This is a genomic window from Microbacterium phycohabitans (genome assembly GCF_032464935.1).
Taxonomy (GTDB): Bacteria; Actinomycetota; Actinomycetes; order Actinomycetales; family Microbacteriaceae; genus Microbacterium; species Microbacterium phycohabitans.
This window is the reverse complement of record NZ_JAWDIT010000001.1, coordinates 219,930-243,865: the sequence shown is the minus strand read 5'-3', so window position 1 is coordinate 243,865 and position 23,936 is coordinate 219,930. Positions and strand designations below refer to the sequence as shown.

Here is a 23,936-nt window from a genome sequence, read left to right as displayed (position 1 = left end):
GGCGAGTCACGCGGCGGATAGCCTGGATGACATGGATGCCGCCGCCCCCGTGTTCCGCGACAAGCCGGTGTCGTTCGTGCGCCGCAGCGGCCGCATGTCGGAGGCCCAGGACCGCGCGTGGGCCGAGCTCTCGCCGTTCTACCTGCTCCCCGTCGAGCGGGCCGCGGCCGCGACCAGCGTCAGGGCGGGGACCGCCGTCGACCTCGAGCAGGTCTACGGTCGCCGTGGCCGGTTGGTCGTGGAGATCGGCTCCGGCCAGGGCCACCAGATCGTGTCGGCCGCGTCCGCCGACCCCGACACGGACTTCCTCGCCGTCGAGGTCTTCACCGCGGGTCTCGCCCGGACCATGCTCGATGCCGACCGCGAGGGCGTGAAGAACCTGCGCCTCGTCGAGGCCAACGCGCCCGAGGCGCTCGAGCACCTGCTGCCGGCGGCATCCGTCGACGAGCTGTGGGTGTTCTTCCCCGACCCCTGGCACAAGAACAAGCACACCAAGCGCCGTCTCGTCGCCCCCGACTTCGCGCGGATCGCCGCGCTGGCCCTGCGTCCGGGCGGCACCCTGCGTCTGGCGACCGACTGGCAGGACTACGCCGATCAGATGCGCGACGTGCTCGACGACGCCCCGGGCTTCGATCGGGCCTTCGCGGGGGAGTGGGCCGACCGCTTCGAGGGTCGCGTCCTCACCGCGTTCGAGCGCAAGGGCCTGCGCGTGGGCCGCGACATCCGCGACCTGACCTACACGCGGGTCTCGCCGTGACCGCGCACACCGCGGTGCCGGTCCGCGAGCGTTCCACGTGGACGCCGAAGCTCGTTCCGGCGCTCGCGGTGTGCCTCGCCGCCCCGGCGCTGTTCGTCGCGCAGATCGTGTGGCTCGGCTGGATCCTGCTCGCTCTCGCCGTGGCATCCGCCGTTCTCGTCGACCGTCGCAACGGCGTGGCCCTCGCGCGCGGCGAGGAGCCGAGCATCGCGCGCGACGTGTCGCTGATCGCGATCGGCCAGTTCATCGTCAGCCTCATCCCGCTGCACGCCGAGCTCGACGACGCCGCCTTCGTGCGCTTCACCCTCGCCCTCGGTGGGGCGGTGGTGGTGCCCTACGTCGTCTCGCGCTTCGTCTACCGCGATCACGCGATCCGCTTCCCCTGGCGCGGCGGCGGACGGTGGACGTGGTGGCAGTGGGCGTGGCTCGGCGGGGTCATCGTGCTGGGCTACCTGATCCTGCCGTTCTACTTCATCACCAGCGGCGTCTACCTGAACTGGCCCGCCGTGACCACTCCCGATCTCATCGCGCGCCTGTTCGTCGGCGTCGGCGCGGTCGGCATCTGGGACGAGCTCTTCTTCATCTGCACGGTCTTCGTGCTGCTGCGGCGACACCTCCCCGACCTCACCGCGAACCTCCTCCAGGCCGTGGTCTTCGTGTCGTTCCTGTGGGAGCTCGGCTACCAGGCCTGGGGCCCCTTCCTCACGATCCCGTTCGCGATCGTGCAGGGGTTCCTGTTCCTGAAGACGCGCTCGCTCTGGTACATCGTGACAGTGCACCTGCTGTTCGACGCCGTCGTCTTCGGCGTGCTCGTCCACGCCCACAATCCCGGCGCGGCATCCATCTTCCTGATCTGATCCCGGATGCCACGGTGTCCAGTGTCTCGCTTCCCCTCGACGTCCGGGTGCTCCGCGTGGTCCGCGATAAACGCCGATGCGTGCGAGACACGCGGCGTGACGGCGTGTCTCGGCAGGGAGAGCGTTTATCGCGGGCGCGGGCGCGGGAGCGGGAGCGGCAGCGGATCGACTGCACGGGCACTGCACAGGCGCGGTCGCTACCCTGGACACCGGACGCCCACCGCGTCCCCGGACGAGGGATCAGTACCCGGACAGCGACAAGACTGGCCAAGGAGCTGCACCGTCATGTCGTGGATCATCCTCATCCTCTCCGGCGTCCTCGAGGCCGTCTGGGCCACCGCCCTCGGTCGATCGGAGGGCTTCACCAAGCTCTGGCCGAGCGTGATCTTCGGTGTGGCCCTCGTGGCATCCATGGGGGGACTCGCCGTCGCGATGCGCGAGATCCCCACCGGCACGGCCTACGCGGTCTGGGTCGGCATCGGAGCCGCGCTCACGGTCGTCGTCGCCATGATCACCGGCACCGAGGCGATCTCGGTGGTGAAGGTGCTCCTGGTGCTCGGCCTGGTCGGCTGCGTGATCGGCCTGAAACTCGTGGGCGACACCCACTGACCAGGGATTTCCCTGGAAGTCAACGGTAGTGAACGGTCAGTTTCATCCGGTACCATCTGGCCTCACTGCACTTCCCCGGGCCAGACACCGTCGTCACTCGCCCTCAGCCTCCCCTGTGAAAGGTTCCGAGTGAGCGCACCGCCGAGCGAGCTTGTCACCCCGACCCAACCGTCGAGGGTCATCGGGCGTCCGTCGCGACGCCTCGATCGCCTCCGCGATTCGCGGATCGGGCGCGCGTTGCGGCAGTACGGCAGCGATGTGCTGCGCACGCCCGAGGGCATCGTCCCCATCGAACGCGGGGCCTTCACCCGCGTCCTGATCCTGTGGGCGATCGCCCGCACCGTGAACTTCGGCCTCCTTTGGGGCTTCTACTCGATCGCCAAGGCCGCACGCTGGGGCTTCGGGCCCGACAGCGAGCGCCTCGGCACGTTCTTCGACTACCTCACGGGCTGGGATGCCGATCGCTACGGCCAGATCGCGGCGCAGGGCTACCCGATGTCGCTGCCGATGAACGTCTCGGGAGACATCCTCCCCAACAACTGGGCGTTCCTGCCGGTGTTCCCCACGATGGTGCGGGTGATCTCGGGGGCGACGGGTCTCGGGTGGCAGCCCGTCGCCGTTCTGCTCAGCCTCGGGGCGAGCCTCGGTGCCACGTGGCTGCTCTTCGTCCTGCTGCGCACCGTCACCAAGCCCCAGCCCGCCTGGTGGGCGGTGGTGTTCTTCTCCTTCGCGCCGATGTCGTTCCTCTTCGTGATCGGCTACAGCGAGGGCCTGTTCATGCTGCTGATGTTCGCCGGCATGCTGCTGGCGATCAAGCGGCGCTATCTCTGGATCCTGCCCATCGGGCTGATCACGGCGTACACGCGTCCGGGCGTCTTGGCGCTCGGCCTGGCCCTGGGCATCGTCTTCCTCGTGCGTTTCTTCCGCCGCCGTGTCGACCCGTTCCCGGTGCGCGAGTGGGCGTCGCTGATGGCATCCGGTCTGGTCATCGCGGTCGCGGGCCTGTCGTGGAACCACATCGCCCAGTTCGTCACGGGCACGCACAACGCCTACATCCGCACCGAGCTCGGATGGTGGCTCGACTACGTCGGCAACGACGAGTTCACGCCGTTCACCCCGTGGTTCCGTCAGGCCGGCACGCACCTGGGCGTCGTGGGCATCGTGCTCGTGATCGCGCTGATCGTGGCCTTCCTCGCACTGATGTGGTCGCGTCCCGTCCGCAAGCTCGGCCTCATGGTCGTCGCGTACGGGTTCAGCTACGGCGTCTACATCTTCGCGGTGTTCCTCCCGCAGCAGAGCACGTTCCGCCTGCTCATGCCCATGGCGCCGCTCATGGGCGATGAGCGGTGGTCTTCGACGCCGCGCCGGCGGACCGCCATCCTCGTCGGATGCCTCGTGCTGCAGGCCGTCGCGATCCTCCTGCTGTGGACGCGCGGCAACCCGTGATCCGTGCTCGGGGCGACGGAGCCTGACTGTGCGAAGGGGGCGGTGCCGGTTCGGCGCCACCCCCTTCGTTCGTCTCAGCGGGGTCAGTCGGGGCTACCGCCCGGGTCAACCGCGTCGACCACGGCCTGCTCGACCTCGTTGTCGGCGACGGTGTCGGCCGAGCCGATGGCCTCGTCGGGCTCCTGCGCGAACGCACCGGCCGCGTCGGATCCGGCCTCGCCCGCCGGGGCGGGCTGCGTCTCGGGCGGGAGGGGGACGGTCGGCTCGGACGGCGCCGGCGTGGTCGGCTCGGCGGGGGTCGGTGTGGTGGGCTCGGACGGAGTCTGGGGGAAGGCCGGAGTGCTCATGGGGCGACTCTGCGCCGAACGGCCAGCGCATGCGAGCCCCTTCCTCTCCCGGCCGTCTCGGTGTAGCCGGCAGCCGCTAGGCTCGTCGGCGAGACCACCAGGGGGATGCCGTGTCGACTGCGCACGATGTGACCAGGCGAGACGCGATCGCTCAGTACCGTCTCGTGGGCGAGCCGTCCGAGCCCGACCTCCAGGGACTCGTCGAGCTCGCCGCGACCGTGTGCGGCGTGCCCACCGCGGTCATCAACATCATCGACGACCGCATGCAGCATCAGGTCGCCGCGGTCGGCATCCAGGCGGCGTCCTGCGAGCGCGAGGACTCCATGTGCGCGGCGGTCATCTCCCAGCCGGGTCGCGTCGTGGTCCCCGACGCCCGGCTCGATGGCCGCTTCGCGCAGAACGCGTTCGTCACGGGAGAGATCGCGAACGTGCGTTTCTACGCATCGAGCCCGCTCATCACGCCCTCGGGTGTGGCGATCGGCACGCTCTGCGTCTTCGACGACGAGGTGGGGGAGCTCTCGGATGCCAGCAGCCGCGCGCTCGACCTGCTCGCCCACCAGGTGATCGACGTGCTGGAGCTGCGCCGCGTCCAGCGCGACCTCCTCGAGTCGAACGAGCAGTTGGAGAGCTTCGCCACGCAGGTCAGCCATGACCTGCGCAACCCGCTCACGGCGCTCACGGGCTTCCTCGAGCTCGCCGCGGACAGTCCGGAGATGGCCGGCGCTCCCCGCGCGGCGCAGTCGCTCGCCCGCGCCGAGGCGGCGGCCGGCCGGATGACCTCGATGGTCACCGACCTGCTCGATTTCGCGCGGATGGGCGGTGCCCGCCCCCACATCACGCGGGTCGACGTGGCCGAGACCGTCGATGCCGTGCTCGAAGACCTCGACGGTGCACTCGTCCGCACGGGCGCCGAAGTCACGGTGGAGGCCTCGACGTTCGTCCGGGGCGATGACACCCTGCTGCGCGTTCTGCTGCAGAACCTCATCGCGAACGCCGTCAAGTTCACCGTCGCGGCCGAGAAGGTGCCCGACGTCCGCGTGAGCGTCGAGACACTGCCCGACGGCTGGCGGATCAGCGTCGACGACAACGGCGACACGGTGCCGGTGGAGTTGCGCGAGCGCGTCTTCGAGCCCATGCAGCGCGGGCACGGCGCCGACGTGCAGGGCATCGGCATCGGTCTGGCGACGTGTCGACGCATCGTCGAGGCGCACGGCGGGACGATCGGCCTCGACGCCTCCCCGGCCGGCGGGACGCGGGCGTGGTTCGTCCTGCCCGCGGCCGCGTGAGCCGACGGCGGTCTCGATATCGGCCACCGCGCCGAGGCGCAACCACCGCGACCGATGTCGAGGGCGGGTCGTAGCCTGAGCGTTGTCGGACACCCTCCCCGGCATCCGCCCGTTCCGCGACGACGATGAGGAGCGATCCATGGCCCGCAACGTCCGTCTGCTGCACTGCACCCCGGAAGACGTGTTCCGGGTGCTCGCGAACGGCTGGCTCTATCCGCTGTGGGTGGTGGGGACCTCGCGCATGCGCGACGTGGGGGAGTCGTGGCCCGCCGAGGGCGCGACACTGCACCACTCGTTCGGGTCGTGGCCCCTGGTGACGAACGACATCACGGTCATGCGTGTCTGGGATCCGCCTCATCGCGCCGTCCTCGAACCGCACGGCGGTCCGATCGGTGTCGCGCGCGTCGCGATCGACGTCAAGAGGCGAGGAGCGGGGTGCGTCGTGCGCATCCAGGAGGAGCCCGTCACCGGACCCGCCCGGCTTCTCCCCGACACCGTCTTCGACGCCATCACCCGCTGGCGCAACGCCGAGACGCTGCACCGTCTCGCCTACCTCGCCGAGGGCGGCGCTCCCGGCACCGACGGCGGAGCCGCGGCGGTCGGGCGCGAATCCACCGCCGAAAAGGAGCCGATCCAGCGATGAGCGAGCAGTACGACGCGATCATCGTCGGCTCCGGTCCCAACGGCCTGGCCGCCGCGGTCACCCTCGCGCGCGCCGGGCTGTCGGTCGCGGTCTACGAGAAGTCGCCGACGTTCGGCGGAGCGGCGTCCACCGCCGAACTGACCCTCCCGGGTTTCCACCACGACGTGGGCTCGGCGGTGCATCCTCTCGCCCTCGAGTCGTGGTTCTTCCGCGAGTTCGGGCTCGACCGCCGAGTGCCGTTCGTCGTGCCCGAGGTCTCGTACGCCCACCCTCTCGACGGAGGCCGCGCCGCCCTGGCGTTCCGCGATCTCGCGCGCGCGGCCGACGGCCTGGGCGTGGACGGTCCCGCCTACGAGCGGCTGATGCGCCCGCTCGTCGATCACCTGCGCGGCGTCGCCGACTTCACCGGGAACGCGCTGCTGCGCATCCCCGGCGATCCGCTCGCGGCGTTCTTCTTCGGCATCCGGGCCCTCGAGCAGGGCGGTCCGTGGTGGAACGCGCGGTTCCGCGATGAGGTCGTGCCGAGCATGATGACGGGCGTCTCCGCCCACACGATCCTGCACCAGCCGAGTCTCGCGGCCGGTGGGGCGGGTCTCGTGCTGGCCACTTACGGGCACGGTCGCGGATGGCCGATCCCGGTCGGCGGCAGCCAGTCCATCGCCGACGCGATGATCGCCGACATCCGGGCCCACGGCGGCGTGCTGCACGCCGGTGTCGAGGTGACCTCGCTCGACGAGCTCCCCCCGGCGCGCGCCGTGCTCCTCGACACCACGCCGCGAGCCCTCATCCGCCTCGCCGGAGACCGGATGCCGGTGGCGTACCGTCGAGCGCTGCAACGGTTCCGCTACGGCGGGGGAGTGGCGAAGGTCGATTTCGCGCTGAGCGAGCCGGTGCCGTGGGCCGCCCTCGACGTCGCCCGCTCCGGGACCGTCCACCTCGGCGGCACACGGGCCGAGATCGCCGACGCCGAGAACGCCGTGGCGCGGGGAGAGCTCCCCGATGCGCCCTACGTCCTGGCCGCGCAGCCGACGCTGTTCGACCCCACCCGCGCGCCCGAGGGCAAGCACGTGCTCTGGGCGTACACCCACGTCCCGTCCGGCAGCCCCGCCGATCGCGAGCAGGCGGTCGTGCGGCAGATCGAGCGTTTCGCGCCCGGCTTCCGCGACACGGTGCTCGCGTCGAGCTCGCGCACCGCGGTCGACATCGCGGCGTGGAACCCCAACTTCCCGGGCGGCGACATCTCCGCGGGAGCCCCCACCCTCACCCAGCTGCTCGGTCGGCCGGTCTACAGCCCCGACCCCTGGCGCACCCCGATGACGGGCGTCTACCTGTGCTCCTCATCGACGAGCCCGGGGCCCGGAGTCCACGGCCTGGCCGGGTGGCAGGCCGCGTTGAGCGCCCTTCGCCACGAGTTCGGAACGCGCCTGCGCCCCGATCTCGCCCCGCGCGGCGATCAGCTCATCCCCGCGGCGCGCTAACCGTGCCGGAGGGCGACAGCGTCTTCCGCCTCCGTCAACGGTTGGCGGCGGCGACGACGGGTGCTCACGTGGCCGAGGGGGAGCTGCGTGCCGGCAACGCCGCCGGTCTGTCCCTCGCCGGCCGTACGATCGTCGGCTACGACACGCACGGCAAGCACCTGCTCACGCGATTCGACGGCGGCGACACGCTGCACACGCACCTGCGCATGCAGGGGTCGTGGACCATCACCAGGCCCGGGAGGTCCCTGCCGACCGCGGTCCGAGAGAAGGCCCGCGTGCGCCTGCGGCTCGACGACGGCCGCGACGTATGGGGGCTCGATCTGCCGGTCGTCGAGCTCGTGCCGACCGCGCGCGAACGCGACGTCGTCGGACACCTCGGTCCCGATCCGCTCCGCGAGGACTGGGATGCCGCCGAGGCGGTGCGTCGGTTGGCCGCGCGCCCCGATCGTCCCTTCGTGGCGACGCTGCTCGACCAGCGCCGGATGGCCGGGCTCGGCAACCTGTGGGTGAACGAGCTCGCGTTCCTGCGCGGCATCCATCCCTTCGCTCCGATCGGGGCGACCGACCTCGACGCCCTGGTGGCGCTCGCCGCGCGGTGCCTGCGCGTGTCGGCGACGGTGGCGGGGATGTACCAGGTCACCACCGGGGATCGTCGCCGAGGCGCGTCGCACTGGGTGGTCGGCCGCGCGGGGCGTCCGTGTCTGCGGTGCGGAACGCGCATCCGGGTGCGCGACGAGGTGGCGAACGACCCGGAGCGACGCCGCACGTGGTGGTGTCCGCGGTGCCAGCCGATGCCGACGGGCGGCGATGTCGGAACCCCGGGGTAGAACGGGACGATGGCCGTCGAACGGGAGAACCTGCTGCGCGTCACGCGCATCTACGCGGAGGACGCCGCCCTCGAGCTCGAGCGCGGGCGGGAGATCGTCGCGCGCTGGCCCGACGCCGACATCGTTCCGATCGCCTCGCATTGGCAGATCCCCGAGGTTCACGGCGATGAGACCAACGTCGCCCGCTGGGTGCGCATCAAGACCGAGGCCCTCGTGCTGGGGGTGAAGAAGAGCGTCGCCACGCGCGTGAACGGCCGCTCCGCCGACTTCATCGCCCCCTCGCTCTCCAACGGCTGCGCGATGGCGTGCGCCTACTGCTACGTGCCCCGCCGCAAGGGTTACAGCAACCCGATCACCGTGTTCGCGAACATCGATCAGACCACCCGACACCTCGCGCGCCACATCGCGGCGAGAGGGCCCAAGACCGAGCCCAATCAGTGCGATCCCGACGCCTGGGTGTACGACATCGGCGAGAACGGCGACTGCTCGGTCGATGCGCTCATCAGCGAGAACGTCCGCGACGTGTGCGACCTGTTCCGCATGACACCGACGGCGAAGGCGTCGTTCGCGACGAAGTTCGTGAACCGCGATCTGCTCGAGTGGGACCCGGCGGGTCGCACCCGCATCCGGTTCTCGCTCATGCCGGCCGGCACCGCGCGGGTCACCGATCTCCGCACCTCGCCGATGGCGGAGCGTATCGCCGCGATCAACGACTTCGTCGACGCCGGATTCGAGGTGCACGTCAATTTCTCGCCGGTCATCCTCACGCCGACATGGCTCGCGGACTGGAGCGAGCTCTTCGACCAGCTCGATGCGGCCCTGCATCCGCGCGCCAAGGCCCAGCTCGCGTGCGAGGTGATCTTCCTGACCCACAACGGGGGCTTGCACGAGGTCAACCTCGGGTGGCACCCCAAGGGCGAGGAGCTGTTGTGGACGCCGTCCGTGCAGGAGGAGAAGCGATCGCAGAACGGTGCGGTGAACGTGCGCTATCGGCATCCGCTCAAGGCGCAGAGCGTCGCGACGCTCACCGAACTCATCGCCCGGAAGCTGCCGTACTGCCGGGTGCGCTACGCGTTCTGACCGGGCAGACGAAACGGCCGACGCCGTCCCGAGAGGGAGCCGCGTCGGCCGTCGTCGTGCACTCAGCCGATGTCGCCCGTGGGGGAGCCGTCCGTCGTCGCGGCCTCGTCGGCGTCGCGCTGCGCTGCGGCGCCCTCTTCGGGGGACTCGCTGCCGGAGCCGTTCGACTGCTCGTCGGGAGCGTCATCCGTTCGTCCGTTGTCGATCGTCATGGGGTCTCCATCCATTGGTGGACGGCGACGATCTCACGTCGACGGTGCGGCGTCCAGGGGGTCGACGAGGGTCACCGCGCCGTGTCGACGGTCAGAGCGGCGTGACGCCGTACCGGGCGGCGAACTCCGCGCTCGCGGCGTCCTCGAAATCGTCGGCGGCGTCGCGCAGCTCGACGTCGGTCACGTCGTTCACAGCAGGGGCGCCAGGGCGCCCGCGGTGAGGGCGAACGCGAGCGCGGTGCCCCCGACGGAGGTCGCGGCGATCAACGAGGCACGCTCCAGCTTGTGTCGGCGCCACGCGTTCGCGGGATGCGTCGTCGACCGCAGGGATGCTTTCGCGGCGTCGAGGCTGTCGTAGCGGCCGATCGGGACGCCGTGCGCGTCGCGCGACACGAATCCACCGGCGACCGCGTCGACGCAGCCGTCGTACTCGCCGCCGCGATGGGCGACCCAGAAGCCGGTGTCGACTTTCGCCCACAAAACGCGGGCCGAGGTCGGCGTCGGGGGAGCGGGGATGACGGGAGCGCTCATGTCAGGCGGCGACCGAGAAGGAACGACGGCGGGCGGGAGCCGCGGTGCGCGCGGGAGCGACACGGGTCGACGACGCCTCGGGGATCTCGACCTGCAGATCGACGATGAGGCCCGCGGAGGAGTTGGCCATGTCCGCCATGCTCCTGAGCGTCGATGCGTCGAGGGTCTCGGGTTCTGCCGAGTCGAAGACGAAGCGCAGCGGGATCGCCGGCTGCAGCCAGAGGGTGGAGCGGCCGGGGGTGCCGTCGACGTGGGTCCAGCTCAGGGTGAAGCTCTCGCTGCGGCGGAGCTTGGTCGTCATGACGACCTTGAGGTGCGAGAGAAGGCGGTCCGGGATGCGGATCGGTTCGGTCGCGGTGCCGTAGAACAAGTGGCCCATGGGAACTCCCTTCGTGAGCGATTAGCTGCGTGTAGAACATACTCGCTTAGTAACTAGTTTGTCTAACTATTCTTAACGCGGTATAGTCGTGGCACGAGCGGGGAGGAGTGTGTCATGACAGACGTCGAAACCACGTCCCGCGGACTCACCACCACGGGACCAACCGAAGAAGTCACCTACTGGTACGGCGACGAGCCGACCGACCGCCGACGACGCAGTAAAGCCGTTCTCGAAGCCCTGCGCATCTATCGCGCGGCCGAGGTCGCCATGCGTCGGCGCACGCGCGATTCCATGTCGATGGGAGAGAACGAGCTCCTCGTCCTGCGCTACCTGCTGCGCGACGCCACCCGCCGGGTGCGCCCGGGCGAGCTGACGCGATACCTCGGGCTCTCGACCGCGTCGACCACGGCGATCCTCGACCGTCTCGAGCGCTCCGGCCACATCACGCGTGTCGCCAACCCCGACGACCGCCGCAGCATCTTCATCCAGGCCACGCCGCGCGCCGATGCCGAGGTGCGTCAGACCCTGGGCAACATGCACGACCGCATGCTCGCGGCCGTCATCGACATGACGCCCGAGGAGTCCGCGGCGGTGGTCGCGTTCCTGCACCGCATGAGCGACGCCGTCGACGGCGTGGCGGTCGACAAGCAGGCGGTCGATTCTCCGTGATCTACGTGCTCGTCGGCGGCCCGCGCGACGGACAGCACGTGGATGATCTTCCTCGCGGTTACCGCCTCTCCCTCACCGATCCCCAGCCGGAACAGTTCGCCGAGTTCGACACCGTCCGCGCGGTCTGGTTCGAGCTCGACGAGTCGATGTTCCGTTCCACGCAGCGCCGGGACTGACGCGTATCCCACGCGCGCGGTCCAGGCAACCCACCCCGCGCGTCGATTCGGGGACCGCAGGGTGGAACCCATGCGATGCGTGACATATGCCGGCGAGACCGTGATGACCACCGACGACGTCGCCGCGTCGCTCGTCGAGTTGACCGCGGCGGTGGCGAAGGAGGGGCAGGCCGAAGCGGTCAGCATCCCCATCGTCACCGACGACAAGCGGGTCGCGCAGGCCGAGCTGGTGATCGGCGTCGGCAACGACGTGTTGTCCGCGCCCATGGACTGGCACGACGAGGAGCCCGACTTCGCCCACGCAGCGGCGGAGTTGAAGAATCACCGTCTGTTCCCGCGGCCGCACCTGCGCGCGGTCGAGCCGACGTCCGGCGAGGACGACGACGAGCCGATCGACTGGGATTTCGACCAACCCACGCAGGCCTGACCTCCGCCCGGCGGAGTCCGGGTGAAGACGAAGGATGGATGCCGCGACTCTTGCGCCGAGTCGGCGGCATCCGTTATGTTCGCAAGTCCGTGCCGACCGGCACGACAGCCGAGGAAAGACGAGACGATGACCGCGAACCGCGATCGCCGCGCTGAGCAGCAGGGGAAGCAGCAGCAGTACCTGCCGTTCCTCCCCTCGTCGTACCCTCCGGCGCCGGTCGTCTAGACACCCGTCTTCTCACGCCCCGCACCGTCAGGTCGGGGCGTTTCCCTTTCCCTGGAGGGGGAAGTGCGCCCGTACCTGAGGCTCACTCCCCGCGCGAGCACCGCACCTCGTTGTGCGCTCGCCTCCACAAGAAGGAAAGGATCCATGCAGAAGCTCACCGAACGACTGGTGTCGTGGGCGAGCCTGATCGATGAGAAGACCATCGAGCAGGCCCGTACCTCCTCGACCATGCCGTTCATCCACCCCCACCTGGCCCTCATGCCCGACGCCCACCTGGGCTTGGGTGCAACGGTCGGTTCGGTCATCCCGACGCTCGGCGCGATCATGCCGGCCGCCGTCGGCGTCGACATCGGTTGCGGCATGATCGCCGTCAAGACGCAGTTCCACGCCTCCGACCTGGACGGGCGCGAGCTCGCCGAGCTGCGGCAGCAGATCGAGCGCGCCATTCCGCTCTCGGCCGGTCGCGACAACCGGAAGATCGTCGCCACGGCCGAGCCACGCGTCACCGAGCTCGAAGCGCTGGCCGAGAAGGCGGAGTTCGACCCCGCGTCCTACGCCGGCCATTGGCGGCACCAGCTCGGGTCGCTGGGCAGCGGCAACCACTTCATCGAGATCTCGCTCGACGAGAACGACGACGTGTGGATGTTCCTGCACTCCGGATCCCGCGGGGTCGGCAACCGCATCGCGCAGCACCACATCAAGGTCGCGCAGCGCCTCGCGAAGCAGTGGTGGATCGAGCTTCCGCACCCCGACCTGGCCTACCTGGTCGAGGGGACGCCCGAGTTCACGCGGTACATCCGGGAACTGCGGTGGGCCCAGCACTTCGCCCTGCTCAACCGCGAGGAGATGATGGACCGGGTCGCGAACCAGCTCGGTCGGTTCCTCGACACCCCCGTCGAGGAACGGGAGCGGATCAACTGCCACCACAACTTCACGGAGTCCGAGAGGCACTTCGGCAAGCAGGTGTGGGTGTCGCGCAAGGGCGCGATCATGGCCGACGCCGGTCGACCCGGACTCATCCCCGGGTCGATGGGCACCGCCTCCTACGTGGTCGAGGGCCGCGGCAACCCCGTCGCCCTCAACTCGTCCCCGCACGGTGCGGGCCGGGAGTACTCCCGGTCGGCCGCCCGGAAGACCTTCACGCACGAGCAGCTGCGTGAAGCGATGACCGGAATCGAGTACCGCGACACCGACGCCTTCATCGACGAGATCCCGCAGGCGTACAAGCCGATCGACCGGGTGATGGCGGATGCCGCCGACCTGGTGACCGTGCGTCACACGCTCCGCCAGATCGTCAACGTGAAGGGGGACTGAACCGGATGCCACGATCGCGACCGCGCGATCGTGGCATCCGTCGTTCACGGCCCGGAAATCGTCCTCAGGGATGATGTGGGACGCCCGGCCGTCGGAAAGGCTGGAGAAGTGCTCGCAGCCGCGCGAGCCGAACGCTTCCCCCGGAGTGGAGATCATGTCGCCCGACACGCAGCGAATCGCCCCCACCGCCGAGCCCGCGGACGGCCGCGAACGTCAGCGCCGCAGCATCCGACACGCGCAGGCGCAGCTCGCCGCGTTCGTCCGCAGTTCAGCAGACGACGTCGCCGAGGCCGCCCACGCCGCGGAGGCGGCGTTGCGCGGCGCTCTGTCGTCGGGTGCGGGGGTGGAGCGCGTGTCGGCGGAGCTGGAGGTCAGCCCGCGGGCCCTCCGTGCGATCTTCGACGGGTCGGTGCCGCTGCGCAGCCTTCACCCCGACGATCGCCTCCGCTTCGCCTGAGCCGCAGCCGCCGCATCGGCCCGTCCGCGCGGGCCCCGTCCGCTCAGGCCAGTCGTTCGGGGCGGTACTTGTCGTCGCTGAAACCGATGACGAGATAGCCGATGACGTAGAAGATCACCAGCAGGAGCAGCGAGAACACCCACCCGTGGCCGAACGCACGGCCCACACGGATGTGCACGATGATGTGGAACACGAGGTTCACGATCGGCACGATGTACAGCAGGGTCAGCCACCCCGAGAAACCGGCGATGCGCACCATGACGACGAGGTTGACGATCGGGATGATCGCGAGCCAGCCGGCGTGTCCGGCCTTGGTGAACACGCGCCACAGGGCGACGACCATCAGCACGTAGACCGCGAGGGCGATCAGCGAGTTGGTCGCGCTCAGCGCGAAGATCGAGGTCTGCTCGGTGATCGACGAGGGCGAAGAGGTCAGCATGCGCTCATCGTAGGGGTTCTCCCAGCCGACGCTCAGGTTACGCCGCGACGAGGCGCCTCTCGAGCGGCCGGGTTTACGCTCTCAACGAGGAGGCCGCGACATGGGCGAGCGCAAATTCGAGTGGGGCGGTCTGAGCGCCGACCGCGCCGACTACGTCACGGCCGCCGAAGCGCTCGCCATGCTCGAGGTGCTCGTCGTGGCGCAAGCGGATCTCGACGTCATGACCGAGCTGCGCGACGGTGCCGCGTGGGCCCGCTTCTCGCGCGGGGAGCGGTGGGCGCTCGTGTCCACCCCCGGTTCGCGCTGGTTCTCGGTCGAGACCGATACGGGTCATCGCATGCAGCTCGTCGACGCGTCGTCGTCGAAAGACCAGAGCGCGCAGCTGCTGGCCGTCTACGTCGATGTGGCGGAGGCCTACGTGCGCTCCGACGTCGTCCCCGCGCCGGGTCGCGGCCTCGGCGGGTCGGTGGTCACGGTCGACGTCGACGGACGCGAGGTGCTCCTGCACCTTCCCCTCGCACGACGGGTCCGGGGGATGTTCCGCCATTAGGTCGAGCTGCGATCCCGGTCAACCCGGTGCGTCGGGCCGGAGCGGGTTGCGACGCTGGTGGTCTCGACGAAGGGAACACCATGAGCGACCCGCAGAACACCTCGTCCGACGAGGGCTCCAACCTGGCCGACGACCCCACGGTCAAGCCGAGCCAGGAGAACGAGGTCGACGAGGCCTCGAAGGCGCCGTCGAAAGACGACCCGAATGCCGACCACCAGGCGAGCGGCATCGGCGTCATCGGCGACGAGTGATCCGGATGCCACGGACCGCCGCCGCAGCCTGCGCCGTCGGTCCGTGGCGCGGCGCCGGCGGCCGGGTCCGGCCGTCGGGTCGGCCGCCGCTCCGGTGGTAGCCTGGACCGGTCCGCCTCCGTAGCTCAGGGGATAGAGCGTTGGTTTCCGGTACCAAAGGTCGCAGGTTCGATTCCTGTCGGGGGCACCAGAAGAGACAAGGGATCGCGGGTCATTGAGACTCGCGGTCCCTTTCTTCATTGCAACGAACGGGCAGCATTCGCCGAGCGGCGTGCCTGATCGAGGGCGGTTGCGACGGCGTGCAGATCCTCGGCGACGAGCAACTCGTCGCGTCCCTCTCCCTGGGGTGCACACGCATCATCGAGAACGGACTCCGAGCATGAGCAGACGATGAGGACGTATCTCTCCGGGGCAGTGGGGGACCGTGCGGGTACCCTCGAGTTATGGGAAAAAAGCTGGGACTCGCCATCGGCGGCATCATTCTCATCGGGCTTTTTCTCGCCTGGATGCTTGTGAAAGGAACCAGCACGGTTCAAGCGTGGATCGATCCGAATCCATCACTCGGCTTCGTGGCATGGGGAGTCGCGTGGCTCTGCGTACTCGGTGGAGCCGCGATGCTCGCGCGAGTTGTCTTCCGTCACGAACCGAGCTCGGTGGACGAGGTCGATGAAACGGGCTCGACGAGAAACGCGCGGTGAAGCCTTCCCGAGCAGAGCGACGACGGCGACATCATCCGTCCCGGGGTCCCCGTGTCAAGACCATCGGTCCTTTTGGTGTCCGGTTGGGATGCTGTAATCCCTCTCGAAAGGACCTGCCATGAGCATCGGAGCCGGCATCGCGCTGTTCGTCATCGGCGCCATCCTCGCCTTCGCCGTCAACCTGCCCAACGACTACGTCAGTCTGAGCATGATCGGCTACATCATGATGGGAGCCGGCGTCGTCGTGTTCCTCATCGGCGTCGTGCTGCTCGTGCGTCGCCGGCAAACCGACACGGTCACCCGCACCGAAGGAGTGGGGGGCGCCCAGGTCACCCGCTCGACCACGCGCTCGTCCAACGACGACCTCGTCTGAGTCCTCCCGGGGTCGACACCCCGGAGGTGCACCCATGACCGAACCCACGCCCACCGTCGCCTACGACTCGTCCGCCGACGAGCTGTTCGACGGCCGCTACCGCCTCGGCCGACTGCTCGGCCGGGGCGGTTACGCGCGCGTCTACGAGGCGGTCGACACGGCCCTGGAGCGCACCCTCGCGATCAAGGTCATCGACGGAGACGGTGCCGACCCCTCCGACGTGGCCCGCGTCCGGTCGGAGATCCGCCTCCTCGCCTCGCTCTCGCATCCCTCACTCGTCACCCTGTACGACGCGCGCCTCGACGCCACGCCCGCGTACCTCGCGATGGAGCTCATCGCCGGGCCGACGTTGACCGACGTGATCGCACGCGGGCGCGTCGCCGGCCCCGAGGCGGCGCGCGTGGGCCGGGAGATCGCCGAGGCGTTCGCCGTCATCCACGGGCGGGGGATCGTGCACCGCGACGTCAAGCCGTCGAACATCCTCCTGCGCCCCGCCGCCCACACCGGCGAGACCTCGAGGGCGACCCTCGCCGACTTCGGCATCGCCTCTCTGGTCGGAGCGACCCGGGTCACGCGCGCCGACACCGTCATCGGAACCGCCGCCTACCTCAGTCCCGAGCAGGCCCGCGGCATGCCGGCCGCGCCGGCGAGCGACGTCTACTCCCTCGGGCTCGTGCTGCTGGAGGCCCTCACCGGATCGCGCCCGTTCGGCTCGCGCACCCCGCACGAGGCCCTCGCCGCACGACTCGTGTCGGCGCCCGAGATCCCCGCTCACATCCCCGCCGCGTGGCGCGAGGTCCTCGAGCGGATGACGGCCGTCGACCCCGCCGAGAGACCGGATGCCACGGGCCTGATCGTCGCGATGCGCACCCTGTCCAACGTCCCCGTCGCCGCAACCGGAGCCGAGGCCACGGCACGGCTCCCGTCTGCTCGCACCTCCACGGCGCCGACCCGCGTGCTCGGGGCGTCCGGCGCGCACCCGACCCCGGCGTCCACCGCGCGTCGACGCCCGTCGCGGCGCACCGTGATCGTGGCATCCGTCGTCGCGGCGGTCATCGCCGCGGGAGGGGTCACCGCCGCCGTGGCCGCGGGCGGCGGGGGAGTCGCCGAACCCGACCTGCCCTCGTTGCCGCAGCCCCTCGACCAGCACGTCGACGACCTGTGGAAGGAGGTCGGTCAGTGATCCGCCGCACCGCCCTCGTCGGCGCGCTCGCCGTCGCCCTCTCCCTCTCGCTCGCCGGCTGCACCCCGCCGGCCGCCTCGCCCACGGCGTGGCAGCAGAGCGTGCAGACCATCGCGGAGCAGGCGTCGGCCGGCGACTACGCCTCCGCTCTGTCGAGCCTCGACGCTCTGGAGGCCGAGGTCGTCGCCCGCCGCGACGCGGGGGAGATCACGGCGGAGGAGGCCGACGGCATCCTGACCCGCATCGCGACGGTTCGCGCCGACCTCAGCGGCCTCGTGCCGACCCCGACTCCCGAACCCGTCCAGACGACCGAGCCCGTCCAGACCACCGAGCCCGCGCCCGACGATCAGCAGAACGTCGTCGACGACGGAGGCGATGACACGGGCGGGAACGGAAACGGCGGGGGCCCGTCCGACAAGAAGCCCGACGACGAGAAGGGCCCGGGAAACGGCAAGGGCCCGGGCAAGAAAGACGGCTGAGCACCCGCCCGACGGCGTGTCGCGGATCGGGCGGCCGGCAATGGCCCTCGTGCGCGCGCACCGTGCGAGGATTGCCCGGTGCCGCGCCGCGTGACCGCCGAACTGGACCTCGACCTCGGGGCTTCCGTCGATCTCATCTTCCAGATCTCCGCCGCGCAGGGGGTGCCCCTGCTGAGCGAGAATCTGACGTTCTCGCAGGGTGATCGCGTCTACACGCCCACCGAGATCGTGGACCAGTCCGGCAGCCGCCTGCACCGGGTCCTCGGCGAACCGGGACCCCTCGCGGTGCGCTACGACGCGGTCGTCGCCGGGTCGGCGCAGACACCGCGCACGAGCGACCTCGAGACCATCACGTACCTGCGCCCGAGCCGGTACTGCCAGTCCGACGAGGTGTTCGCACAGGCGCGCCGTCAGTTCCGTGGGCTCGCGGGCGAGGAGCTGCTGACCGCGGTGTCGTCGTTCGTGGCATCCACAGTGACGTACACGCCGGGCCTGAGCCTGGGCACCGACAGTGCCGTCACGACGCTCATGACCGGGCAGGGCGTCTGCCGCGACTACGCGCACGTGGTCATCGCCCTCCTCCGCGCGATGGACATGCCCGCGCGCTACGCCGCGTGTTTCGCCCCCGGGCTCGAGCCGATGGATTTCCACGCCGTCGCCGAGGCCTACATCGACGGCGCCTGGTACGTCGTCGACGCCACGCGGCTCGCCGATCGTCGCTCGCTCGTGCGCATCGCCACGGGGCGCGACGCCGCCGACTGCGCGTTCCTCAGCTACCACGGGGGATACGTCGGGCTGGAGCGCATGCACGTCGACGCGGTGCTCGACGGCGAGGTTCCGGATGCGGCTGCGACCCCCGACGACCACGAAGCCCTGGTGCAGATCGGCTGAGACGGCCGTCGCACCGTGCGCCAGTCGACGACGAGCGGATGCCGACCCGCCCGGCGCCGCGGCATCCGTCACCCCGCGTTCCGCCGGCTCGCAGGGTGGCTCACCGCTCTCCGCCTAGAATTGCAGGGTCATGGATCCCGCAGCCCTCTCCGCCGCCCTGCTCGCCGTCATCGCCCCGCTCGCCGAGGCGCGACGCGAGGGCTCTTCGGCGGGGATCACCGCCGCCGACCTCCCGCTGGAGCGTCCCAAGAACCGTGACCACGGCGACTGGGCATCCAACGCGGCGATGAAGCTGTCGAAGGTGGTCGGCGCCAACCCGCGCGAGTTCGCCGCCGAGATCGCGGCCGGTCTCGAGTCGGTCGAGGGCATCGCCAGTGTCGAGGTCGCCGGTCCCGGCTTCATCAACATCCGCCTGGATGCCGCGGCGGCAGGCGCCCTCGCGAAGACGATCGTCGACCAGGGCGCAGCCTTCGGCACGAACGACTCCCAGCGCGGCAACACCATCAACCTCGAGTTCGTCAGCGCCAACCCCACGGGGCCGCTGCACATCGGCCACACGCGGTGGGCGGCCCTCGGCGATGCGATCGCCCGCGTGTTGCTCGCCAGTGGCGCGACGCTCGTGCGCGAGTTCTACATCAACGACGCCGGTGCCCAGATGGAGCGCTTCGGTCGCTCCGTCGTGGCCGCGGCGCACGGCGAGCCGACCCCCGACGACGGCTACGGCGGGGCGTACATCGCAGCCCTGGCCGAGCGCGTCGTGGCCGAGCGGCCCGATCTGCTCGAGCTCGACCGCGACGAGCAGATCGCCGTCGCCACCGAGCTCGCGTACCGCTTCCAGCTGGGTGAGATCCAGGCGTCGCTCGAGCGCTTCAACGTGCACTTCGACGTGTGGTTCTCCGAGCGCGACCTGCACGCGCACGTCGACGGACAGCCGAGCCTCGTCGACGATGCCGTCGACCGTCTGCGCGAACAGGGTCACGTCTTCGACCAGGATGACGCCGTCTGGGTGCGCACCACCGACTTCGGCGACGACAAAGACCGCGTCATCCGCCGCTCGAACGGCGAATACACGTACTTCGCCGCGGATGCCGCCTACTACCTGAACAAGGGCGACCGCGGCTTCGCGCACAAGATCTACCTCCTCGGTGCGGACCACCACGGCTACGTCCACCGCCTCAAGGCCCTCGCGGGCGCCGCCGGAGACGACCCCGAGAAAGACATCGAGGTGCTCATCGGGCAGCTCGTGTCGATCAACGGCGCCAAGCTGTCCAAGCGCGCGGGCAACATCATCGAGCTCGACGACCTGCAGCAGTGGCTGGGCACCGACGCGCTGCGCTACTCCCTTGCGCGGTACCCCGCCGACTCGCCGCTGACGCTCGATCCCGAGATCCTGCAGAAGCGCACGAACGACAACCCCGTGTTCTACGTGCAGTACGCGCACGCGCGCACCTTCAACGTCGCGCGCAACGCCGCCGATTCCGGCGTCGACCGGTCGGAATTCGCCCCCGAACTGCTCGCCCACGAGACGGAGTCGGCGCTGCTCGGTGCTCTGCAGGAGTACCCCCGCGTCGTGGCGTTCGCCGCCGAGGTGCGCGAGCCCCACCGCGTCGCCCGCTACCTCGAGGAGCTTGCCGGCCTCTACCACCGCTGGTACGACAACTGCCGCGTCATCCCGCTCGGCGACGCCCCCGTCGAACCGGTGCACCGCACGCGCCTGTGGCTCAACGACGCCACCGGCCAGGTGCTGCGCAACGGCCTCGCTCTGCTCGGCGTCAGCGCCCCGGAACGGATGTAGTCATGACGGATGCCGCCCGCCCCCGCCGTCGCACCGGCCGCTGGATCGCCGTCGCGGTGATCGCGGTGGTCCTCGTCGCGGGGCTGGCGGTCGCCGCCGAGTTCATCGCGCGCTCCGTGGTCACCAACACGGTGCGCTCCCTCGTCGTGCAGAACGTCGGTCTCCCCGACGACCAGAAGGTGGATGTCTCCGTCGGGGGACTCGTCCTGCCTCAGCTGGTGACCGGCCGTCTCGACGACGTCACCGCATCGTCCGACGACGTCACCCTCGGCCCGCTCACCGGCGACGTGCGAGTGGAGCTGCGCGGTGTCCCCGTGGCAGGCGACGCGGCCGCCGACGAGGGGACCGCGTCCGTGCGGCTCGACGAGGAGCAGCTCCGTGCGCTCCTCTCGCAGATTCCCGACTTCCCCTCCGGCACCGTGACGCTCGCCGCGCCCGATCTCGCCTTCACCAGTGAGCTGTCGCTGTTCGGCGTCGCTATCCCGGTCGGAGTCTCGGTCACCCCCGGGGCGTCCGCCGGCGACCTCACGCTGACCCCCAGCGCCTTCCAGCTCGGCGGCAACGCGGTGGATGCCGACACCCTGCGCAGCCAGCTCGGCGGAGTCGCCGACACGGTCCTTGGCACGCGGAACCTGTGCATCGCCGACCGTCTCCCCGCCGCCCTGACGTTGACCTCCGCCACGATCCAGGGGCAGAGTCTCGTCGCCGCCTTCGACATCGACGGCGGAGTGCTCGTCGACCCCGCCCTGCAGGCCGACGGCTCCTGCGGCTAGGCGACCTCCATCGGTCGTGCAGTCGGGCTCCGCCGGACTCGCACCTTCTCCGAAGGCCCCGACCCGTCACATAAACGGGATGCCGGTCCCTCACCCTTTGAATCACCCGGGGCAGCCGACACATCCTCCGGGCCGGGTGTCAGCGGGTGCGGGGCGAAGGGTTCTTCCGTCGCGGTTACCGTGCTCGGAGGGCGGCCGTCGCAACTGCCTCTCCGTGATGCCGCTCGTGGGCTCCGTGTGTGATCGTGTTGCTCGGGTCGCGCGCTGACAGCCAGACGAACGGACCGACATGCTCTCCTCCTTCGAACTACCCCGGCGCCGCGTCCTGACGGCGTCTGCCTGGGCCGCCCCCGTCGTCGTGCTCAGCACGACGAGCCCGGCCTACGCGGTGAGCGCGACGCAGTCGGTCGCGATCGCGGTGTGGCATCCCGTGCTGCATCCGGGGGAGGTCTCCGCTGTGGAGGTCACGGTGCGCGACGAAAGCGGAAGAGGCGTGGCGGGCGCCGCCGTGGCCTTATCTGTGAGCGGGGCGAGCGCGTTCCTGGAGCGCTCGACGGGGGTGACCGACGCCTGGGGGACGTTCTCGACCATCCTGCGCGTTCGAGACCTGCAGTCGTCCGCGGCCGGCTTGGTGACGGCGTCGATCGGCGGATCCAGCTCGAGTGCGTCGTTCACCGTCCGCAAGACCGCGGTGATCGAACACGACGCGGATGGACGCTCGACTCGGGTGCTCGCGCTCCCGCACGGCAGTCAGGACGAGTCGGCGGCGGCGGAGAACCGGGGGATGCCGCACAGCGACCTGCAACCGACCGGCCGTTACGTGCGGTCGGGAGAAGTGCTGACCGTCGAGGTCGACGGCTCCCCGTCATGGTGGCTCGAGCTGAACATCGGCACGCGCGGGCCGATGCAGGTGTTCGGCGCCGACGGCAGTGAGGGGATGGCCTCGACGGTCTTGACGGGCGGCACCAACACGATCACGGCCGATCGCAGCGGCATCGTCTTCGTCACCAATCACAGCGAGTGGTCGGCCGTGCCGCTCGTCATCAGCGGTGGTCACCCGCAACCCGTCTGGGTGAAGGGTGCGTCGACCAAGGATGACTTCGACGCCCAGATGCGCTCGTTCTCCGATGCTCCGATCGTGACGCACGTGGGCGATCGCATCTTCGCCGACATCCAGCGGTCCGTCATCGACGCCCCCGACGTGTCCACCGTCTACGACCCCGACCTCGTCACCTCCCGCCTCGATCTGGCGCGGGAACACACCGATGCGATCTACGGGCTGAGTTACGACGCGGTCGGGGTCGCACGCAAGCACGGTGGTCGCGTCTACGTGTCCGGTCCCGACTCCGGCGGCGCCTACGCGTTCGCGACCTATCAATGGCTCTCGTTCCATGTGAGTTCGGGGGCCAGTCGCGCCTTGGCGAGGAGCACCGACTGGTGGACGATGTGGCACGAGATCGGGCACACCTATCAGACCCCGCAGTACACGTGGTCGGGCCTGGGGGAGGTGACCGTCAACATCTCCTCTCTGGCCGCCGAGAAGCGGACCACCGGCGGCAACATGCTCGACGACTCTCCGGGACTGCAGCAGAGGATCTCGAGGTACTTCGCCGATCCCGTCGACAAGCGCCACTTCGAAAACCTCACGGACGAGGGCCCGTTCTACCCCCTCTTCCTGTTCGACCAACTCCGGCGTTCTTTCGGAGACGACTTCTACGCGGCGCTCAGCCAGAAGTACCGCGTCCGGCGGGCGCTGGGACGTCCATCGGAGGGGTCGGACCGACAGAAGATCGATTCCTTCGCGCTGCTCACCTCGGAGGTGGCCGATCGTGACCTCGGCCCGTTCTTCCGCGCGTGGGGCGTCACGGTGTCGGAAGAGGTCCTCGCCGTGATGGCGCAGCATCCACCGCTCCAGCATGGGTTCTGGACGGCGATCACGACCGCCGACGCTCCGCTCGAACGGGTGGTCCCGTACAACCCCCCGACGGGCACGCTCTGGACCCCGACGGATGCCGTCTATCTGGGTGACACCGCGGGCAGCACTGCCGAGGTGAGCGATCTCGGGAGCGTGCGGGGCTCCCGGAGCGTGGTCGTGGCTCGCGGCGCGCTCGCGGTTCAGGTGGGCTCGGGCACGGGCCGCGTGTATGCGGTGCTGGAATCCGAGGAGGGTACCCAGGAGGTGCTGCAACGGCCGGTCTCGGTCACAGTGGTGTCGGCGCTCGAGTTCGTCGGTTTCTACGACGTGATGATCGGCTCGATCGGGATCAGCGCCGACGGCAGCCGTCTCGTCGCGACCTCGAGCGGCAACCAGGCGCACCAGATCTACTTCGCCGGCCAGGTGTACTACGAGGTCGAGCTCCGGGATGCCGCGGGGGTGACGCGCACAACCGTGTCGGTGAAAGGCGAGGATACGGCGCAGGCGGTCGCCGACGCCCTTCACGGTGTGCCGTGCGGGGAGGGAGACGAATTCGTCATCCGTGCAGCCGAGCCGACGCGCGTGCGGGTCTATCAGGACAGCAACCGCGTGGGGACGTTGACGTCCAATCCGACGACGGTCCGGATCAGCGGTGGGCGTTTCGTCCTTTAGGCCACTTCAGGCCATGCCGCAGCGGGGCGTTGGCGACCCATGGTTCACATGGGAGTGACCCGGCGGATGAATCCGTCGGCGTGAAGCGCAGGAATACGTGCGCGTCCGTAGAGCGGGTTGTCGGGGTGGTGTCTACTCGCGAGCAGACACACCATCCTCACCCGGATGGAGGTCTGGACCGTTTCTCGACGCCTGGA

At 69.9% G+C, this 23,936-nt stretch carries 29 protein-coding genes, 1 tRNA gene and 1 riboswitch; of the genes, 25 read left to right on the top strand and 5 right to left on the bottom strand.

What is annotated here, in order from left to right; translation table 11 throughout:
- The first annotated feature begins 31 nt into the window (after positions 1-31).
- The 4 genes from trmB to RWH44_RS01140 all read left to right on the top strand — a co-directional run bounded on the left by trmB (position 32) and on the right by RWH44_RS01140 (position 3,669).
- Positions 32-757: a tRNA (guanosine(46)-N7)-methyltransferase TrmB gene (trmB, locus tag RWH44_RS01155; protein WP_316003159.1), complete on the top strand. Its 726-nt coding sequence runs from the start codon at positions 32-34 to the stop codon at positions 755-757.
- Positions 754-1,614: a CPBP family intramembrane glutamic endopeptidase gene (locus tag RWH44_RS01150; protein ID WP_316003158.1), complete on the top strand. Its 861-nt coding sequence runs from the start codon at positions 754-756 to the stop codon at positions 1,612-1,614. The genes trmB and RWH44_RS01150 overlap by 4 nt, the downstream gene beginning before the upstream one ends.
- 207 nt (positions 1,615-1,821) lie before the next feature.
- Positions 1,822-1,886: riboswitch (guanidine-III (ykkC-III) riboswitch) on the top strand.
- 13 nt (positions 1,887-1,899) lie between these two features.
- On the top strand, positions 1,900-2,223 hold the full coding sequence (locus RWH44_RS01145; protein ID WP_316003157.1) for a DMT family transporter: 324 nt from the start codon (positions 1,900-1,902) through the stop codon (positions 2,221-2,223).
- Positions 2,224-2,352: 129 nt separating this feature from the next.
- Entirely contained in the window at positions 2,353-3,669 is a 1,317-nt protein-coding gene (locus tag RWH44_RS01140; protein ID WP_316003156.1) for a hypothetical protein, read from the top strand.
- An 83-nt stretch (positions 3,670-3,752) separates the two neighbouring features.
- Here RWH44_RS01140 and RWH44_RS01135 read toward each other — a convergent pair whose 3' ends face one another.
- The gene (locus tag RWH44_RS01135) at positions 3,753-4,016 is read right to left on the bottom strand and encodes a hypothetical protein (protein ID WP_316003155.1); all 264 of its coding nucleotides are present in this window, start codon (positions 4,014-4,016) and stop codon (positions 3,753-3,755) included.
- A gap of 128 nt (positions 4,017-4,144) precedes the next feature.
- On the opposite strand from RWH44_RS01135, the gene RWH44_RS01130 reads away from it, so the two are divergent.
- From RWH44_RS01130 to RWH44_RS01110, 5 genes are all read left to right on the top strand, one after another.
- Entirely contained in the window at positions 4,145-5,302 is a 1,158-nt protein-coding gene (locus RWH44_RS01130; protein WP_316003154.1) for a sensor histidine kinase, read from the top strand.
- A gap of 82 nt (positions 5,303-5,384) precedes the next feature.
- A complete protein-coding gene (locus tag RWH44_RS01125; RefSeq protein ID WP_437127254.1) occupies positions 5,385-5,945 on the top strand; it encodes an SRPBCC family protein in 561 nt (186 codons plus the stop codon).
- A complete protein-coding gene (locus RWH44_RS01120) occupies positions 5,942-7,423 on the top strand; it encodes a phytoene desaturase family protein (protein WP_316003153.1) in 1,482 nt (493 codons plus the stop codon). Before RWH44_RS01125 ends, RWH44_RS01120 begins: the two co-directional genes overlap by 4 nt.
- Positions 7,424-7,425: 2 nt before the next feature.
- Positions 7,426-8,250: a DNA-formamidopyrimidine glycosylase family protein gene (locus RWH44_RS01115; RefSeq protein ID WP_316003152.1), complete on the top strand. Its 825-nt coding sequence runs from the start codon at positions 7,426-7,428 to the stop codon at positions 8,248-8,250.
- 9 nt (positions 8,251-8,259) lie between these two features.
- Positions 8,260-9,330 (top strand): spore photoproduct lyase family protein, encoded by a 1,071-nt coding sequence (locus tag RWH44_RS01110; RefSeq protein ID WP_316003151.1) that lies wholly within the window; start codon positions 8,260-8,262, stop codon positions 9,328-9,330.
- 62 nt (positions 9,331-9,392) lie between these two features.
- Here the strand turns inward: RWH44_RS01110 and RWH44_RS01105 are convergent, their stop codons facing one another.
- From RWH44_RS01105 to RWH44_RS01095, 3 genes are all read right to left on the bottom strand, one after another.
- The gene (locus RWH44_RS01105) at positions 9,393-9,542 is read right to left on the bottom strand and encodes a hypothetical protein (protein WP_298874826.1); all 150 of its coding nucleotides are present in this window, start codon (positions 9,540-9,542) and stop codon (positions 9,393-9,395) included.
- Between the two features lie 189 nt (positions 9,543-9,731).
- Positions 9,732-10,073 carry a hypothetical protein gene (locus tag RWH44_RS01100; RefSeq protein WP_298874829.1) on the bottom strand — a complete coding sequence of 114 codons (342 nt, stop codon included), beginning with the start codon at positions 10,071-10,073 and terminating at the stop codon, positions 9,732-9,734.
- Between the two features lies 1 nt (position 10,074).
- Entirely contained in the window at positions 10,075-10,452 is a 378-nt protein-coding gene (locus RWH44_RS01095) for a DUF7882 family protein (RefSeq protein ID WP_316003150.1), read from the bottom strand.
- Between the two features lie 114 nt (positions 10,453-10,566).
- Here RWH44_RS01095 and RWH44_RS01090 point away from each other — a divergent pair, with 114 nt between their 5' ends.
- The 5 genes from RWH44_RS01090 (at position 10,567) to RWH44_RS01070 (ending at position 13,720) form a co-directional block, all read left to right on the top strand.
- Positions 10,567-11,121, top strand: coding sequence for a MarR family winged helix-turn-helix transcriptional regulator (locus RWH44_RS01090; protein ID WP_298874835.1), 555 nt, complete (start codon positions 10,567-10,569; stop codon positions 11,119-11,121).
- Positions 11,122-11,159: 38 nt separating this feature from the next.
- The gene (locus RWH44_RS01085; RefSeq protein ID WP_298874838.1) at positions 11,160-11,297 is read left to right on the top strand and encodes a hypothetical protein; all 138 of its coding nucleotides are present in this window, start codon (positions 11,160-11,162) and stop codon (positions 11,295-11,297) included.
- 103 nt (positions 11,298-11,400) lie between these two features.
- A complete protein-coding gene (locus RWH44_RS01080) occupies positions 11,401-11,724 on the top strand; it encodes a hypothetical protein (RefSeq protein WP_316003149.1) in 324 nt (107 codons plus the stop codon).
- A 369-nt stretch (positions 11,725-12,093) separates the two neighbouring features.
- A complete protein-coding gene (locus RWH44_RS01075; RefSeq protein WP_298874844.1) occupies positions 12,094-13,263 on the top strand; it encodes an RtcB family protein in 1,170 nt (389 codons plus the stop codon).
- 145 nt (positions 13,264-13,408) lie between these two features.
- Entirely contained in the window at positions 13,409-13,720 is a 312-nt protein-coding gene (locus tag RWH44_RS01070; RefSeq protein ID WP_316003148.1) for a hypothetical protein, read from the top strand.
- Between the two features lie 43 nt (positions 13,721-13,763).
- Here RWH44_RS01070 and RWH44_RS01065 read toward each other — a convergent pair whose 3' ends face one another.
- Entirely contained in the window at positions 13,764-14,159 is a 396-nt protein-coding gene (locus RWH44_RS01065; RefSeq protein WP_298874848.1) for a DUF5684 domain-containing protein, read from the bottom strand.
- A 100-nt stretch (positions 14,160-14,259) separates the two neighbouring features.
- Here RWH44_RS01065 and RWH44_RS01060 point away from each other — a divergent pair, with 100 nt between their 5' ends.
- The 11 genes from RWH44_RS01060 to RWH44_RS01010 all read left to right on the top strand — a co-directional run bounded on the left by RWH44_RS01060 (position 14,260) and on the right by RWH44_RS01010 (position 23,739).
- Positions 14,260-14,709, top strand: coding sequence for a hypothetical protein (locus RWH44_RS01060; RefSeq protein WP_316003147.1), 450 nt, complete (start codon positions 14,260-14,262; stop codon positions 14,707-14,709).
- A gap of 80 nt (positions 14,710-14,789) precedes the next feature.
- Positions 14,790-14,960 carry a hypothetical protein gene (locus tag RWH44_RS01055; protein ID WP_316003146.1) on the top strand — a complete coding sequence of 57 codons (171 nt, stop codon included), beginning with the start codon at positions 14,790-14,792 and terminating at the stop codon, positions 14,958-14,960.
- A 114-nt stretch (positions 14,961-15,074) separates the two neighbouring features.
- Positions 15,075-15,150 (top strand) — tRNA-Arg (locus RWH44_RS01050).
- 253 nt (positions 15,151-15,403) lie between these two features.
- Positions 15,404-15,658 (top strand): hypothetical protein, encoded by a 255-nt coding sequence (locus RWH44_RS01045; RefSeq protein WP_298874857.1) that lies wholly within the window; start codon positions 15,404-15,406, stop codon positions 15,656-15,658.
- A gap of 118 nt (positions 15,659-15,776) precedes the next feature.
- Positions 15,777-16,031 (top strand): DUF6458 family protein, encoded by a 255-nt coding sequence (locus RWH44_RS01040; protein WP_295836307.1) that lies wholly within the window; start codon positions 15,777-15,779, stop codon positions 16,029-16,031.
- Positions 16,032-16,065: 34 nt separating this feature from the next.
- Positions 16,066-17,214 (top strand): serine/threonine-protein kinase, encoded by a 1,149-nt coding sequence (locus RWH44_RS01035; protein ID WP_316003145.1) that lies wholly within the window; start codon positions 16,066-16,068, stop codon positions 17,212-17,214.
- Positions 17,211-17,693, top strand: a complete 483-nt coding sequence (locus RWH44_RS01030) for a hypothetical protein (protein ID WP_316003144.1) — start codon at positions 17,211-17,213, stop codon at positions 17,691-17,693. Before RWH44_RS01035 ends, RWH44_RS01030 begins: the two co-directional genes overlap by 4 nt.
- 78 nt (positions 17,694-17,771) lie before the next feature.
- Entirely contained in the window at positions 17,772-18,584 is an 813-nt protein-coding gene (locus tag RWH44_RS01025) for a transglutaminase-like domain-containing protein (RefSeq protein WP_298874864.1), read from the top strand.
- A gap of 130 nt (positions 18,585-18,714) precedes the next feature.
- The gene (locus RWH44_RS01020) at positions 18,715-20,379 is read left to right on the top strand and encodes an arginine--tRNA ligase (protein WP_316003143.1); all 1,665 of its coding nucleotides are present in this window, start codon (positions 18,715-18,717) and stop codon (positions 20,377-20,379) included.
- A 2-nt stretch (positions 20,380-20,381) separates the two neighbouring features.
- A complete protein-coding gene (locus RWH44_RS01015; RefSeq protein ID WP_316003142.1) occupies positions 20,382-21,152 on the top strand; it encodes an LmeA family phospholipid-binding protein in 771 nt (256 codons plus the stop codon).
- A gap of 289 nt (positions 21,153-21,441) precedes the next feature.
- Entirely contained in the window at positions 21,442-23,739 is a 2,298-nt protein-coding gene (locus tag RWH44_RS01010) for a M60 family metallopeptidase (RefSeq protein ID WP_316003141.1), read from the top strand.
- Positions 23,740-23,936 lie beyond the last annotated feature (197 nt).